At 64.8% G+C, this 15,026-nt stretch carries 12 protein-coding genes and 1 pseudogene; 6 read left to right on the forward strand and 7 right to left on the reverse strand.

Annotated features, from left to right (window positions below; all coding sequences use genetic code 11):
- From H8A95_RS01760 to H8A95_RS01770, 3 genes are all read left to right on the forward strand, one after another.
- Positions 1–557: multicopper oxidase domain-containing protein (locus H8A95_RS01760; protein ID WP_229181528.1), on the forward strand; the 557-nt coding region annotated here is incomplete at its 5' end.
- The gene (locus H8A95_RS01765) at positions 557–2,743 is read left to right on the forward strand and encodes an alkaline phosphatase family protein (RefSeq protein ID WP_229181529.1); all 2,187 of its coding nucleotides are present in this window, start codon (positions 557–559) and stop codon (positions 2,741–2,743) included. The genes H8A95_RS01760 and H8A95_RS01765, both read left to right, overlap by 1 nt.
- A gap of 206 nt (positions 2,744–2,949) precedes the next feature.
- Positions 2,950–4,008 carry an MBL fold metallo-hydrolase gene (locus H8A95_RS01770; protein WP_229181530.1) on the forward strand — a complete coding sequence of 353 codons (1,059 nt, stop codon included), beginning with the start codon at positions 2,950–2,952 and terminating at the stop codon, positions 4,006–4,008.
- 29 nt (positions 4,009–4,037) lie between these two features.
- Here H8A95_RS01770 and H8A95_RS01775 read toward each other — a convergent pair whose 3' ends face one another.
- Together H8A95_RS01775 and H8A95_RS01780 are read right to left on the reverse strand one after the other, a co-directional pair.
- Positions 4,038–5,252, reverse strand: a complete 1,215-nt coding sequence (locus tag H8A95_RS01775; protein ID WP_229181531.1) for an amidohydrolase family protein — start codon at positions 5,250–5,252, stop codon at positions 4,038–4,040.
- Between the two features lie 126 nt (positions 5,253–5,378).
- Positions 5,379–6,575 carry an RluA family pseudouridine synthase gene (locus H8A95_RS01780; RefSeq protein WP_229181532.1) on the reverse strand — a complete coding sequence of 399 codons (1,197 nt, stop codon included), beginning with the start codon at positions 6,573–6,575 and terminating at the stop codon, positions 5,379–5,381.
- Positions 6,576–6,702: 127 nt separating this feature from the next.
- On the opposite strand from H8A95_RS01780, the gene H8A95_RS01785 reads away from it, so the two are divergent.
- On the forward strand, positions 6,703–7,641 hold the full coding sequence (locus tag H8A95_RS01785; RefSeq protein ID WP_229181533.1) for an alpha/beta hydrolase: 939 nt from the start codon (positions 6,703–6,705) through the stop codon (positions 7,639–7,641).
- A gap of 273 nt (positions 7,642–7,914) precedes the next feature.
- Here H8A95_RS01785 and H8A95_RS01790 read toward each other — a convergent pair whose 3' ends face one another.
- From H8A95_RS01790 to H8A95_RS01800, 3 genes are read right to left on the reverse strand one after another with little or no spacing between them, the layout of a single operon-like run.
- Positions 7,915–8,232 carry a DoxX family protein gene (locus H8A95_RS01790; protein WP_229181534.1) on the reverse strand — a complete coding sequence of 106 codons (318 nt, stop codon included), beginning with the start codon at positions 8,230–8,232 and terminating at the stop codon, positions 7,915–7,917.
- A gap of 3 nt (positions 8,233–8,235) precedes the next feature.
- Positions 8,236–9,174, reverse strand: a complete 939-nt coding sequence (locus tag H8A95_RS01795; protein WP_229181535.1) for an NAD-dependent epimerase/dehydratase family protein — start codon at positions 9,172–9,174, stop codon at positions 8,236–8,238.
- Positions 9,175–9,227: 53 nt separating this feature from the next.
- On the reverse strand, positions 9,228–10,148 hold the full coding sequence (locus tag H8A95_RS01800; protein WP_229181536.1) for a LysR family transcriptional regulator: 921 nt from the start codon (positions 10,146–10,148) through the stop codon (positions 9,228–9,230).
- Positions 10,149–10,190: 42 nt separating this feature from the next.
- Between H8A95_RS01800 and H8A95_RS01805 the strand changes: the two are divergent.
- A pseudogene (locus tag H8A95_RS01805) lies at positions 10,191–10,268 on the forward strand (IS5/IS1182 family transposase); the annotation flags it as partial.
- Positions 10,269–10,308: 40 nt separating this feature from the next.
- Here H8A95_RS01805 and H8A95_RS01810 read toward each other — a convergent pair.
- On the reverse strand, positions 10,309–11,643 hold the full coding sequence (locus H8A95_RS01810) for a replication-associated recombination protein A (protein ID WP_229181537.1): 1,335 nt from the start codon (positions 11,641–11,643) through the stop codon (positions 10,309–10,311).
- Positions 11,640–13,052: a DegQ family serine endoprotease gene (locus tag H8A95_RS01815; RefSeq protein ID WP_229181538.1), complete on the reverse strand. Its 1,413-nt coding sequence runs from the start codon at positions 13,050–13,052 to the stop codon at positions 11,640–11,642. The genes H8A95_RS01810 and H8A95_RS01815 overlap by 4 nt, the downstream gene beginning before the upstream one ends.
- Positions 13,053–13,342: 290 nt before the next feature.
- Here H8A95_RS01815 and H8A95_RS01820 point away from each other — a divergent pair, with 290 nt between their 5' ends.
- Positions 13,343–14,956, forward strand: a complete 1,614-nt coding sequence (locus H8A95_RS01820; RefSeq protein ID WP_229181539.1) for an OprO/OprP family phosphate-selective porin — start codon at positions 13,343–13,345, stop codon at positions 14,954–14,956.
- Positions 14,957–15,026 lie beyond the last annotated feature (70 nt).

Here is a 15,026-nt window from a genome sequence, read left to right on the forward strand (position 1 = left end):
CCGCATTGCCCGCGCACGCGGAGCCGCCGCCGCGACCGGAGCGACCGTGGGTCGGCAACGTCGCACCGGTGCGCGTCAGAAAGCTGTTCTTCTCCGAACAGCCGGAGAATCCGAACGATCCCAACAGTCCGACCAAGTTCTTCATGACCCTCGACGGCAACACCCCGAAGCCGTTCGACCCACAATCGGACGTTCCCGACATCACCGTGAGGCAAGGCGACGTCGAGGACTGGATCATCGAGAACCGCTCGATGGAGCTGCACGATTTCCACATCCATCAGCTTCACTTCCAGCTGCTCGACTGGTCCGGCGTCGCCGTCAACGAGCCGTTCCTGCGCGATACCGTCAACGTGCCCTACTACAACGGGCGGATGCTGAAATACCCGAGCGTGCGCCTGCGCATGGATTTCCGCGATCCCAACATCGTCGGCACCTTCGTCTACCACTGCCACGTCCTCGAACATGAGGACGGCGGCATGATGGGGCGGATCAAGGTCGTGCCGAGAGACACTGCAAGTTCCATCAAGCCGCTCAATGAGCAAAAAGGAGAGCTTTAATGCGCGACAGGCACAAGTCACGTTGGCTGCAGGGATGCCGCCTCACCCTCAGCGCACTTGCGCTGGGTCAATTCACCGCCGGCCCGGTGCTTGCGGAGGATTCGAATCACCACGGTGGACACGAGACCCGGACGCCGATCAAGCACGTGATCGTCATCGTCGGCGAGAACCGCAGCTTCGACCACGTGTTCGCGACCTACGTGCCCGAACGGCGCGACCAGAGCGTGTTCAACCTGCTCTCGCAGGGCATCGTCAAGCTCGATCACAACAAGAACGCGGTCCCCGGGCCGAACTTCGAGAAGGCGCATCAGCAGGCGGCGACGGATACCGGCCTGACCGATGCGTTCCTGCTGAGCCCGCCGAAGCAGAACTTCCCGAACGATCAATTGCCTGCTCCTCAGGTCGGCGGCCCCAAGGTCTCCTACATCCCCAACAAATGCGGCAGCTCGCCGATCACCACCTGCGAGGCGTCGCTTGCGCTGGCGCAGCAGTCTGAATCCGGCCTGCCGTCCGAGTACTACCAGTTCCTCCTGTCCGGCGGCACCGGCCAGACCTCGCACACCCCCGACCAGCGCATCAGCAATGTCGGCACGCTGCCGGCCGGTCCGTTCCAGCTCACCAACGGCGATGCGATGCCCTACGATGCCTATTCGGCAAGCCCGGTGCATCGCTTCTACCAGATGTGGCAGCAGCTGAACTGCAGCCACTCGGCGGCCAGCCGCGACAATCCGTCGGGTTGCGGCGCCAACCTGTTCGCCTGGGTCGAAGTGACCGTCGGTGCCGGCGCAGACGGCGCGGCGCAGCCCTCCAACTTCTCCACGCAGTACTCGCCGACCGCAACGACCACCGGCGAGGGTTCGACGGCACTCGGCTTCTACAATGTGCAGAAGGGTGACGTGCCCTACTTCACCTCGCTCGCGCAGAAATACGCGATGAGCGACAACTTCCATCAGTCCGTCAACGGCGGCACCGGTGCCAACCACATCATGCTCGGTCATGCCGACATGATCTACTTCAGCGACACCTACGGCAACGCCGCGGTCCCGCCGAACGGCACGCAGGTCTTCGGCGGTACGCCCGACGCCGGCATCGTGCATGAAATCGAGAATCCGAATCCGGCAATGGGCACCAACAACTGGTACACCGAGGACGGCTACGGCGCCGGCGGCAATGGCGGCTTCCCGGCGCCTTACCAGACGAGCCCGGTGTCCGGCGGCGGCTCCTATAGCGACTGCTCGGATGCGACCCAGCCCGGCGTCAAGCCGATCCTGGACTATCTGAAGGGAATCCGGATCAACGCGAATTGCGAGCCGGGCCACTATTATCTCTTGAACAACTACAATCCCGGTTATTTCGGCAACGGCAAGAACGCCTACACCGACACCAACCCGTCCAACACGCCGTTCACGATCCCGCCGTCGACCCGCAAGAGCATCGGCGACAGCCTGAACGAGCGCAACATCTCCTGGAAATATTACGGCGACCAGTGGAACAACTACGTCAACGATCCCTACCAGCTCAACTGGGGTGTCGCCGGCCCGACCGCCGACGAGTACTGCAACATCTGCAATCCGTTCCAGTACGACACCTCGATCATGTCGCACCCGGAGCAGGTCGCAGCCCACATCAAGGACTCGGTTGATCTGTACTCCGACCTCTCCAAGCACTCGCTGCCGGCGGTCTCCATCGTCAAGCCGAGCGGCTTCACCGACGGTCACCCGTCGTCGTCCAAGCTCAACCTGTTCGAAGGCTTCGCGAAGAAGATCGTCGATCAGGTCCAGGCCTCGGACTACGCCAAGGACACCGCGATCTTCATCACTTTCGACGAAGGTGGCGGCTACTTCGACTCGGGCTATGTGCAGCCGCTGGATTACTTCGGCGACGGCACCCGTATTCCGCTGATCGTGGTGTCGCCGTTCGCGCGGCAGGGCCACATCTCGCATGAATATGCCGATCACGTCTCGATCATCAAGTTCATCGAGCGGAACTGGCGCCTGGAGCCGATCACCAACCGCAGCCGCGACAACTTCCCGAACCCGGTTGCGGCGCCCGGCAATCCCTATGTTCCGGTCAACAGCCCGGCGCTCAGCGATCTCTTCGACTTCTTCGACTTCGACGGCGGCGGCCATCATCATCATCACGGCGATGGCGACGGCAACGATCAGGGCGGTAACTGGAACAACTGACGACCACACCTCGCGACTTAACGATCCGCCGGCCCGAAAGGCCGGCGGATTTCGTTTCGTCCGGCCGCAACGTCAGATTTTATCCGGCATCAGGACAGTGCATCCCGCATGATCACAACGTCTCGATGCGGTGGGTCGGGCGCTTGTAGCGCAGCACGAACTTCGGCAGTCTCCGCGATCATCGGAACGACACCGGAGCCGGCAGCATGCGGCGCTTCTTTCTTCCGACGGCCCTGCTGACCGCGATCTGGCTGCTCGTTCCGCTTCGCGCCCAATCAGCGCCTTGCCTGCTCGTCACCTTGACCGGCACGATGAGCGGGCCGGCCCTGATCAATGGCGTCGCCGGCGCGGGCACCCTTGTGCGCTACGGCGACGACAGTGCGGACTGCGGCACGCTGAAGCTGCAGTTCGATGCAGGCCGCGGCACCGAACTGCGGCTGTCGCAACTGAACGTCGATCCCGGCCAGATCGACGCCGTTTTCCTCACGCATATGCACTCGGATCACACCGAGGGCCTGGTCGACCTGCTGCTCGCGCGCTGGAACTGGAGTTCCGGCGGGACCGCGCTCGACGTCGTCTGCAGCAGCGATGCGCCCTCACCGCTCGGCTTCACCTTGAGCTGCGGCAAGTTTGTCGCACATATCGGCGACGCCTTTCTTCAATCCGGCGAAATCGCACAGCGGGTTTCAGAGGACAGGAAGCGATTGGCGGGCGGCCCCGCCGGAATTGTGCATCTCGTTACGTTCGAGCCAACGGACGAGCCACAAATGATCTGGTCGAAGGGCGAGGTCCGGGTGAGCGCAATCCGCTCGACCCACATCGCAGGCCATGCCTCCTATCGCGTCGACACGCCGGCCGGCAGCGTCGTGATCGGCGGCGATGCCAGCAATGACAGTGCGGCTCCGCCGCGTCCGACGTCGACGTCAGCGCAGGTCGAGAAGCTGGCCCAAGGCGCTGACGTGATTGTGCACTCGACCATGCATCCGGTGATGGGTCCGGAACGCGACAGCGGCATGCCGCCGCCCGTCTTCTACCGCCAGAGCCTCGCCCCCGACCTTGGCGCCATGGCAAAGCGCGCCGGCGCCAGATACCTGATGCTGACCCACCTTGCGCCGCAGGTCGGGGCAACGCATCACGGCCCCTACAAGGTCCCCGGCGGCCCGCTCACCGAAGCGGACTATCGCGCCGCCGCCGAGGCAGGCGGATTTACCGGCACGACGATCGTCGGCTCGGATCTCGCCACACTGCGACTTCCTGCGAAATAGATCGACGGAAGCCGCTCACCGGCTGGCTGTCACGGCTTCTGATAGATCACGTGACCCGCGCGGATCGTGGTGCTCACCTTTGCGAGATTGCCGACGTCGGCGAGCGGATCGCCGTCGAGCACCACGAGATCAGCATCGAAACCCTGCTCCACCTTGCCCTTCTTGGGAGCCTTGAAGAACCGCGCCGGGTTGGTCGTCAGCGAGGCCAGCACCTGTCGCTCCGACAGCGCGCGGTGCATCAGCTGAACCTCCTGCGTAGTGTCGTATTGCGTGGTGAAGCCGACATCGGTGCCGAACAGCACGGTGCCGCCGTTGTCAGAGAACTGCTTGAGCTGGTTGACGGTCGCAGCAATCAGACGGTTGGTCACATTCGGATCGAGCACGACTGTGGTGAACAGCCCCAGCGTCGGAATCAGCGCGGTGCCCTGCGCCTTGCAACGTGCCAGCTGATCATCGGTGTAGGCGCGCTCGCTCGGCGTGGTGTGGGCGAGCACATCGACATCGGATGCGATCACCGTCTCGACGCCGACCTTGTTCTGCGGATGCGCGAACACCGGCCGGCCCTGCGCATGCGCGACGTCGACGGCCGCCTTCGCAATCGCCGGGTCCATGTTGATGACAGGCTTGTCGCCCATGAAAGCGCCGGTGAACAGCTTGATGCCGTCCTCGCCCATCGCGAGCCAGTCGCGCGCCCATTTCGTCGCCTCCTCGGGCGTGGCGACTTCGGGCAGCTGCACCTCGCTCGGGACGTAGACGGGATGCCCGCCCTTCGGGAAGATGTTGCCGGCGAGCAGGATGGTGGGACCGGCGACCTCGCCCGCGGCGATGCGCTTGCGCAGCGGCAGCGTGTTGCTTGGATCGGAGCCGAGGTCCCAGACCGTGGTGAACCCCCAGCGCGTCAGCATCTCCTGCATATGCTGCGTCAGCGGTGCGGCCGGCGCTGCGCCGGTATTGTGCCAGACATGTTCGGTGAAATGCACATGGCTGTTCCAGAACCCGGCAACGACGGTCTTGCCGCTGCAATCGATCGCCCGCGCATCCGCGGGCACCGAGACCTCGCCGGACTTGCCGACCGCGCTGATGACGCCGTCGGAGATCACGATCACGGCATCAGGGAGCGCGGCCGCATCGGCCGACGCGTAAAGCGTGCCGCCTTTGAGCACCACGGTCTCGGCGTCAGACGCGGCCGAGGTGACGGCCAAGCCGATGAGGACAAGCGCGACGCGTAGCCGGATCCCGGTCATGGACAGCCTCTTTCAGGATTGCATGCCGGCAACGGTCCGGCGCGCGGCAACATAGAGGCTCTGTGTGGCGCGGTTTGATCGTTCTTGCTGTGTGCGAGGGATATTGAGGCGGCGCGGCCCGCCTCGTCACTCCTCCGGCGCGTTCTCGATCGGATCGAACCGGTCGGCCTCGAGCCCCAGCAGATTCCAGGATTGCAGCATGTGCGGCGGCAGCGGCGCGCTGACATCGATCACGCCGCCGCGCGGATGCGGAATCACGATGCGGCGGGCGAGCAGATGCAGCCGGTTCTGCAAGCCGCCGGGCAGCTGCCAGTTTTCCTTGTTGAAATATTTGGGATCGCCGACGATGGCATGATCGATATGCGCCATGTGGGCGCGCAATTGATGGGTACGGCCGGTCACCGGCTTGAGCGAGACCCAGGCGAGCTTGGTCGCCGAGGCCTCGACCACGGCGTAATAGGTTACGGCGTGGCTTGCGCCCTCGTCACCATGCTCGGCGATCCGCATGATGCTGTCCTCCTCGCTCTCCTCCTTGGCGAGGTAGGTCGAGATCCGGCCCTGCTTCGGCTTCGGCACGCCGGCGACCAGCGCCCAGTAGATCTTGCGCGCGGAGCGATGGCGGAACGAGCCGGTCAGTGCGGTGGCGGCGAAACGCGTCTTGGCGATCAGGAGGCAGCCCGAGGTCTCGCGGTCGAGCCGATGCACCAGCCGCGGCTTCTGCCCCTTGGCGTCGCGCATCACCTCCAGCATGTCGTCGACATTGCGCGTGATACCGGAGCCGCCCTGAACCGCCAGACCTGCGGGCTTGTTCAGCACCATCACGTCGGCGTCCTCGAACAGGATCATGTCCTTGAGATCCTGGAGGGTCTTCTTCGCCGCTTCAGACAGGCTGGTGGCCGCCTTCGGCGTATCGAGCCGCAGCGGCGGAATGCGGACGCTCTGCCCTTCTTCCAGCCGGTCCTTGCTGTCCGCACGCTTGCCGTTGACGCGCAACTCGCCTTTCCGAACGATGCGCTGGATGTGGGAAAACGACAGGCCTGGGAAACGCGCCTCGAGAAAGCGGTCGACGCGCATGTTGTCCTCGTCCGCCGTCACCACCACGGTCTGCACCTTGGTCGGCAACGGCGGCGGTTCGGCGACGCTCTTCTCCGGCTCGGGCACGAATGGCTTGGGCGCCCGCTGCTTGTCGCCAAGGCGCACCGCTGTTGACTTGCCGCCCGCACGATGCACCGGCCCCCGCTCGGCGGCCGGGCCGCGATGGGGACGCGCGCCTTTGGCGCGGTCGCTCGCTGGGCGGAGAGGTCTCTTGACGCGGCGGCTCATGGGGTTGCAACTCCGAAGTTAAGCCCGTGGGTAGCGCAAATGCCGCGAATCGTCACGGCGAAATCGGTATGAATCCGGCGCGGCGCCGGCCATCTTGGGCCGCACGGCAATCGACGGGAGCTTTGGAATGAGACTGGCGGTATCGGCTTTGGCGGCGGCCCTGATGCTCTCCGGACCGGCGCTGGCCCAGCAAAGCCCGATGCCGGAAGATCTGGCCTGGAAGCTCCTGGAACTCGGCCGCGTCATCGACCCGCCCAAGACGGCCGCGCTGTACGCACCGCTGCAACAGAAGGAGCCCTACCAGGGCGTCAAGGTCGAGCGCGACGTCAAATACGGCCCCGCCGAGCGCCACCTGCTCGACGTCTTCACGCCGGACGCGGCGGCGCCGCCACGGCCGGTGCTGATCTATATCCATGGCGGCGGCCTTGTGGCCGGCAACAAGCACGGCCCCGGCAGCCCGTTCTACGACAACGTCATGCTGTGGGCCGCAAAGAGCGGCTTCGTCGGCGTCAATGCCACCTACCGCCTGGCGCCGGCGTTTCCGTGGCCGGCAGGCGCGGAAGACATGGGCGCGATCGTGCAGTGGGTCTCGGAAAACATCGCCTCCCGCGGCGGCGACGCTGCACGCATCTTCCTGATGGGCCAGTCCGCCGGCGCGGTCCATGTCGCAAGCTACGTCTCCCACCGCGAATTCCACAAGGTGAAGGGCGGCGGTCTTGCCGGCGCGATCATGGCGTCGGGCATCTACGACCTGACCGCCTCGCCGGCCGGCGACGCCGAGCTCGCCTATTACGGCTCCGACCCCTCGCGCTATGCCGAACGCTCCTCGCTGCAAGGCCTGGTCGGAAGCCCGATCCCGCTCCTGATCACCGCGGCCGAGCTCGATCCGCCGCGCTTCGTCGAGCAATTCGAGCTGTTGAAGCAGGCCACCTGCAAGCGGCCGAGCGGCTGCGCCCGCAGCTTCATGCTGCCGCAGCACAGCCATATGTCGGAGGTCTATTCGATCAACACGCCGGATACCCGGCTGACGGGTGAGATTCTGGACTTCGTGAAGAGCGTCAAATGACGCGCTGGAGCAGTATCAAGTTTGGGCCGTCGCAGCGAGCGTTGCCAAAATATCGAAAACAACCCCATGCAAAGTAGCCGGCGGCCGGCGTTCGACCAAGCAACTTGACACGTCGGGCAACTCAGGGATATTCTTCTAATATTCCGAAATTTCGCAAATGCTCCTCGCCCCAAGGCTTTTGCATACGACGGTTGAAGCCCAAGGGGACTCGTTCTCCTTCGGCATTCCAAGCCGACCGGCAGCTTCCGGAAGTGCCCGGAAGCCACCGATCTTTCAAGACATCCGAATCGCCATCAAGAGCAACGCGGCAAAGCAACCGATCGGTGCGAGATGGGAAAACTCCCGATGTCGCAGGATGGTCAAAGCTGCCGCCGCGAGAATAACGGCGCAGAGGATCAAACCTGCTGCACGGGTTGCCGGTATAGCGACCAGGATTGCGGCCGATATTTCCAATCCCCCGGTCACTCGGCACCACCACGCAGGATACCCCCATCGAACAAAGTTGCTCCGCGTCGTCGATGTCGCGATCGCATTGAACAGACCCGCACTGGCGAAGGCAGCGGCAAGCAACCTGACGAATATCATGTGCATGACTTAAGCGACCGCCAACGCATATGCGCGCAACTCGTCGATGATCGATGCCCGCCAGGGATTCCAGCCGAGTTCACGCTTCGCCTTCTCGCCCGAGATGATCTGATCGGAGGCGATCGCATCGGCGAAGCCCCAGAGGACCTTGCGCGCCTCGTCGAGCGGCCATGCCGCCACTCGGCCCCCGGCGCCGCCTAACTCGCTCGCTGCGCGTGCGATCTCGACAAGCCGCGGCGCCGAACCGTGCGCGCCATTGAAGACGGATCCCGCCGGTGCCCGCTCGAGCGCGAGTGCATAGAGATCGGCCAGGTCGTCGGCATGCACGGTCGACCAGCGATTTTGACCGTCACCGACATGAAGCGCCGCGCCATGTTCCTTGGCCGCTGCGACCATCATCATCGCGGCGCCGCCCCGGTTGCCATATACCCAGGCAGGCCGGATAACGACCGGACGGACGCCCTCGGCTCCGGCAGCGAGGATCTCGCGTTCCAGCGCCTGGCGCCAACGAACCATCTCGACCGGGTTGAGTGGCGTGTCCTCGGTCGCCGACGTGTCGCCCGTGGAGCCGTAGACCAAGCTGCCACTGGTATAGATGAAGCGCTTACCCGTTCCGCGCTGGGCTTCGAGGATTGCACGCGTCGCAATCTCATCGAGAGACGCAGCGTTCTGATCGTTGGGCGAAGCGGCATGGACGACGGCGTCCACGCCCCGCACCGCGGAGGCCAAGCTCGCCGGGTCGGCAAGCTCACCTATCTCCACCGCGAAGCCTCGGTCCAGCAGCTTGGCCGCGCTCGCTTCCGACCGGGCGAGCCCCACGATTTCATGACCCCCCTCTTTCAATCGATGCGCTACCGCACCGCCGATCAAGCCGGTCGCGCCTGTTACCAAAACTCGCATGTCGATCACCTCTTCAATGTCGGTGAATCCAACAAAGCGGAACGGCAATGCGGATGGAAATCGCTAGTCCTGATGTGGCGCTATCGATCGCGCCGATGGCGTCAAGCCGAGGCGGCGATTTTGGTGATGATGCCGCGCAGCCAGGCGATAGCTCCATGCGTATCCGCCCGCCGGTGCCACATCAAGTTGAGCGGCCAGGTGGGCAGTTCGAGCGGCGGATCGTACATCGCTATTCCAGCTCCGGTATCAGCGAACCTGCGTGCGACCCGGGAGGCCAGCGTCGCGATGAGATCGGTTCCGGCGATCACGAAGGGTGCCGCCAGAAATTGCGGCAGGCTCAGCACGACGCGCCGTTCGAGGCCGAGATCGGCAAGCCTTAGATCGACGATCCCGGAGCGGTCGCCTTCGGGAGAAACCAGAAGATGCGACGCCGCTGCGAAAGCCTTGAGGCTTGGACCATCGGCGAACGCCGGGTGTCCCTCCCGCACGACGCAGGCGAAACTCTCAAAAAACAGCGGGCTGCTGATAATACGCGCTGACGTCTCGACGGGGAAGCCGATCGCGAGGTTCGCCTCGCCGCTGTCGAGTAGCGTGATAGCTTCGTCTCGTCCGAACATTCCGCAAACGCGCACGTTGATGTGCGGGGCATCGACGCTGAGGCGGGCCATGAGCGGCGGCAACAAGACGAACGCCGCATAGTCGGTCATCGCGAGCGTGACGGTATTGTCCGCCGTCGCGGGGTCGAAGCTATCGGCCTGTAGCGCGCTCCGGAGCAGCCGGAGCGCATCCGAGACGGGACCTGCAAGGTCATGGGCGCGGGGCGTCGGCTGCATGCCTGAAGGCGTTCGCACGAAGAGCTCATCCCCAAGAAGCTCTCGCAAGCGCGTGAGTGCTCCGCTCATCGCCGACTGGCTGAGGCCGATCCGCGATCCGGCGCGCGTCACGTGACGCTCCGCGTACAGCGCGTCAAAGGCCTTCATCAAGTTGAGGTCGAAGCCAGCTATATCCATGTGGCCGATCATAAGCGGATGCGCTCAACGGGGATAGCGGCCGTACGTCGAGCGCCGTGGGCCAACATCCCGCCGAAAAGCAATCGCAGCGATCCGATCTGCTTCAGTCCGTATCTCTACCGCGCTCGCAACGCTGCGCGCTAATGAGTCCACGGCCTGATTTCATCTCGCTCTAGCTCCCGCCGCGCTCCTTACGCAGCCTGTTCCAGTAATCCAGCCGCTTGCGGATCTCGCGCTCGAAGCCGCGATCAGGCGGATCGTAAAAGGTCTGGCGACCCAGCGCTTCCGGGAAATAGTCCTGGCCGGAGAACGCGTCGGGCGCGTCGTGATCATATTGGTAGCCGGAGCCGTAGCCCTCCGACTTCATCAGCTTGGTCGGTGAATTCAGGATGTGTTTTGGCGGCAGCAGCGAGCCGCCCTGCTTTGCGGTCTGCATCGCCGCACCAAACGCCATATAGACCGCATTCGATTTCGGCGCGGTGGCGAGATAGACCACGGCTTGCGCGATAGCGAGCTCCCCCTCCGGCGAGCCCAGGAAATCATAGGCATCCTTGGCGGCGTTGCAGACCGCCAGCGCCTGCGGATCGGCCAGACCGATATCCTCGACCGCCATGCGCACCACGCGCCGCGCCAGGAACAGCGGATCCTCGCCGGCATCGAGCATCCGCGCGAGATAATACAATGCTGCATCCGGATCGGAGCCGCGCACCGACTTGTGCAGCGCCGAGATCAAATTGTAGTGGCCGTCGGCCGACTTGTCGTAGATCGGCGCACGGCGTTGCAGGATGGCCTGCAACTGTTCGGCATTGAACACCTCGCCCTTGCGCGCGGCGCGCCAGACCTCTTCGGCCAATGTCAGCGAGGCGCGGCCGTCACCATCGGCCATCCGCACCAGCACGGCACGCGCCTCCGCATCGAGCGGCAGGTTCTTGCCCTCGATCTTCTCGGCATTGGCAAACAGCCGTTCGATCGCGGCCGTGTCGAGCGAGTGAAACACCAGCACGCGGGCGCGCGACAGCAGCGCCGCGTTGAGCTCGAAGGACGGGTTCTCCGTGGTGGCGCCGACCAGCACCACCGTGCCATCCTCCATCACCGGCAGGAAGGAATCCTGCTGCGCGCGATTGAAACGATGCACCTCGTCGACGAACAGCAGCGTGCCCTTGCCGGTTTCGCGGCGAGCACGCGCGGCATCGAACGCCTTCTTGAGGTCGGCGACGCCGGAGAACACCGCCGAGATCTGCTCGAAATGCAGCTCGGTCGCATCCGCCAGCAGCCGCGCCACGGTGGTCTTGCCGGTACCGGGCGGCCCCCAGAACACCAGCGAGCCCAACGTGCGCGTCTCCAGCATGCGGGTCAGCGCGCCGTCGGGCCCGAGGATGTGATCCTGGCCAACGACGTCGGCCAGCGTGCGCGGGCGCAGCCGGTCCGGCAGCGGGTGTGGCGCGTCCTGCTCCATCCCCGCCGCGGCAAAGAGGTTGCTGGCCTCACGCGGTTGCTTTGGGCTCATCCGCCGAGCGTCACGTTGATCTGCTGACCGCCGCGCACCAGCGTGATGCGCCAGACCCGCGACCCCGCCTTCGAGGCCTTGTCGAGATCGTTGGTCCGCGCGATCTTCTCATTGTTGACCGCCAAGATGATGTCGCCTTTCTGGAAGCCGACATTGGCGGCGGTGCCGTCATCGGCGAGCTCGGTGACGACGACACCCTCGGCGCCGGCGTCGAGATGCAGCTCATCGGCCAGCGCCGGCGAGATGTTGGCGACCCGGGCGCCCTGGAACGGCGAGCGCGCGGTCAGCACGATCTCGTCGCGGTTGGTATCGGGCGCGGTCTCCAGCGGCACGGTGAGCTTCACCGGCTTGCCGGCGCGCTGCACCTCGACCTCCGCGCTGCCGCCGAGCGGACGGGTCGCGAAGCGGTAGTCGAACGCGTTGGGATCGTCGACCGGCGTGCCGTCGATCCCGATGATCAGGTCGGAGAGCTTGAGCCCGGCCTTCGCCGCGGGGCTGTTCGGCGCGACATTGGCGACCAGCGCACCGGTCGGCAGCTTGAGCCCGAGCGTCTCCGCGATCTCCGGCGTGACCGCCTGCAGCCGCGCGCCGAGCCATGGCCGCTTCACATTCTTGCCGCCACTCTTGGCGGAGGCCACCACCACGCGCACCATGTTGGCCGGGATCGCAAAGCCGATGCCCTGCGAGCCGCCGGAGCGCGAGAAGATCGCGGTGTTGATGCCGGCGAGCCGGCCGGTCATGTCGACCAGCGCACCGCCCGAGTTGCCGGGATTGATCGCGGCGTCGGTCTGAATGAAGAATTGATAATCCGTGATCCCGACTTGAGTCCGCGCCAGGGCGGAGATGATGCCGTGCGTCACGGTCTGGCCGACGCCGAACGGATTACCGATCGCAAGCACGACGTCGCCGACCTGCAACTGGTCGGAATTGGCGAAATCGAGCGTTGTGAATTTTTCCTTGTTGGTGCCCTTCAGGCGCAGCACCGCGAGGTCGGTGCGGCTATCCTTCAGCACGATCTCGGCCTCGAATTCACGCTTGTCGGAGAGCGAGACCTTCACCTGGTCGGCGCCTTCGATCACGTGATTGTTTGTGACCACAAGGCCGGAGCCGTCGACCATCACACCGGAGCCGAGCGAGCGCTGCATCTGCTCGGGCTGCTGCCCCGGCACACCGAAGAAGCGGCGGAAAATCGGGTCATCCAGGAACGGATTGCGGTTCTGCACCGTCTTGGCGGCATAGACGTTGACCACCGCCGGCTGCACCCGCTGCACGATCGGCGCATAGGATAGCTGAAGCTCGGCCTGCGAGGACGGCACGCGGCGATCCTGGGCCGCGGCCGGGAAAAGATTCCCCACGGAAGCCAACGTGCACAGAGCGGATATAGCAGCAAAATGGGCGGGTCGGAGCATTCTCACCTCTCGAGGAAACGCCGGAATATAGGCGTGTTCGCGCGGCAATTGAAGGGCGCCCGGCCGGATAAACGGCCCCCGCCGAACCGGTGCAAAACCCCTGCCAGCCGCGTTGAAGCACACCGCCGAGCATCTATGATGGCTGTCATCTCACTGCGCTGCTCCGCTTGTTGCCTGCGGACAACAAGCGGAACTGCGAGGCTCGAAATCGCTGTCGTGCGTCAGTCACGTTCGACTCCTAGGACGTCTCAGTGAGTGAGTGGGGACTTCAAACACAACAGGGGTGCACAATGGGTGCGACAAAAGTTGGTGCAATCGCCATAGGGCTGGCCGGGGCGCTTGCCGCCTCGCCGGCCTATTCGCAATCGGCCGGAGGCGGCAGCGACGCGGAGATCGCGCTGCTCAAGCAGCAACTGAAGATGCTCGAGCAGAAGCTCGACAAGCTGCAGAAGCAGACCAACGCCAATACCGCGACCGCAGCCAGTGCAAACGCCAACGCGAAGGCGGCAGATGCCAAGGCAACTGATGCGAAGGCCGCGCGCGTCGCAAGCGCCAACGCCGCGATCCCGGTGAAGGGCCCGGTCGCGCCGTCGGGCGTCGTCGTGACGATGCCGAACAACCGGCCGACGATCTGCACCGCGGACGAACAGAACTGCGTTGCGATCACCAGCCGCGTGCACTGGGATGTCGGCGGCTACGACTATCGTCCGAACACGGCGAGCACCTCGCCGCAGAAGCTCGACAGCGGCGAGAATCTCCGCCGCGCTCGCATCGGCATCGTCGGCAAGTTCTTCGGCGACTGGAATTACGCGTTGATCTACGACTTCGGCGGCTCGGCCGACGGCTTCGGCGGCGCAGCACCGGGATCGCTGCCCGGCGGCGGCACCTCCGGCGTCGAGAATGCCTATCTGAGCTACACCGGCTTCAAGCCGTTCGGCGGCAAGATGGCGATCGAAGCCGGCATCATGGACATCCCGTGGACGATGGACGAGTCGACCAGCTCCAACGACATCCTGTTCATGGAGCGCGCGTCGGTCGGCATCATCGCACAGAACATCGCGGCCGGTGACTTCCGTTCGGGTGCCGGCACCCGCTGGTGGAACGACCAGCTCTGGATCGGCGGCTATGTCACCGGACCGACCACGGGCGCAATCCACTCCGCCTCCTCGGTCACGCCGGCCGGAACGTCCGAGCAATATGGCGGCGTCGTCCGTATCGCCGGCAATCCGATCAGCGGCAAGAACTACTCGGTGCATATCGGCGCCGATGCGGAATGGCTGGTGCAGCCGCCGCGCAACCAGCTCACGCAGGCGCAGACCCTCACGCTCAGCGACCGGCCCGAGCTGCGCATCGATCCGACGACGCTGATCTCGACCGGTGCGATCGCCAACGTCTCCGGCGCGCAGGTCTACGGCGTCGAGGCGGCGGCGACTTATGGCCCGTTCATCGCACAGGGCGAGTACTACTGGTTCAATGTCGACCGCACTGCGAATACCGGGCTGCCGCCGTTCGGCGCGCCGAGCCTGAAATTCGACGGCGGCTATGCGCAGGTCGGCTACGTGCTGACCGGCGAGAATCACGCCTACAACCCGGCCACGGCCTCATACGGCGGGATCAAGCCGCACGATCCGTTCTCGCTTGCCGGCGGCGGCTGGGGCGCCTGGGAAATCGCCGGCCGCGTCAGCCAGATGAACCTCAACGACCAAGTCGGCCAGGCGGTCGGCATCGCCGGCGGACGGCAGACCGTCTACACCGCCGCACTGAATTGGTACGTCAACAACAACGTCCGCTTCATGCTGAACTACCTGCACGGCGACGTCGCCAAGCAGGTCTCGTCGACCTCGAGCGCGGATGCCGGCTCCAAGTTCGACGCGGTCGCGCTGCGCACGCAGGTAGCGTTCTGAGGCGATCCGATTTCGTCGATGACAACGGCCGGGAGCGACACCGCTCCCGGCCTACTTCGTTTGGAAATTG

Origin of the sequence: Bradyrhizobium oropedii (genome assembly GCF_020889685.1) — a bacterium.
Taxonomy (GTDB): Bacteria; Pseudomonadota; Alphaproteobacteria; order Rhizobiales; family Xanthobacteraceae; genus Bradyrhizobium; species Bradyrhizobium oropedii.

Coding starts and splice junctions, on each gene's coding strand:
- H8A95_RS01775 (WP_229181531.1), bottom strand. CDS start 5,252: ATGACCGGGATCCGGCTACGCGTCGCGCTTGTCCTCATCGGCTTGGCC.
- H8A95_RS01770 (WP_229181530.1), top strand. CDS start 2,950: ATGCGGCGCTTCTTTCTTCCGACGGCCCTGCTGACCGCGATCTGGCTG.
- H8A95_RS01820 (WP_229181539.1), top strand. CDS start 13,343: ATGGGTGCGACAAAAGTTGGTGCAATCGCCATAGGGCTGGCCGGGGCG.
- H8A95_RS01810 (WP_229181537.1), bottom strand. CDS start 11,643: ATGAGCCCAAAGCAACCGCGTGAGGCCAGCAACCTCTTTGCCGCGGCG.
- H8A95_RS01765 (WP_229181529.1), top strand. CDS start 557: ATGCGCGACAGGCACAAGTCACGTTGGCTGCAGGGATGCCGCCTCACC.
- H8A95_RS01780 (WP_229181532.1), bottom strand. CDS start 6,575: ATGAGCCGCCGCGTCAAGAGACCTCTCCGCCCAGCGAGCGACCGCGCC.
- H8A95_RS01815 (WP_229181538.1), bottom strand. CDS start 13,052: ATGCTCCGACCCGCCCATTTTGCTGCTATATCCGCTCTGTGCACGTTG.
- H8A95_RS01800 (WP_229181536.1), bottom strand. CDS start 10,148: ATGATCGGCCACATGGATATAGCTGGCTTCGACCTCAACTTGATGAAG.
- H8A95_RS01785 (WP_229181533.1), top strand. CDS start 6,703: ATGAGACTGGCGGTATCGGCTTTGGCGGCGGCCCTGATGCTCTCCGGA.
- H8A95_RS01790 (WP_229181534.1), bottom strand. CDS start 8,232: ATGCACATGATATTCGTCAGGTTGCTTGCCGCTGCCTTCGCCAGTGCG.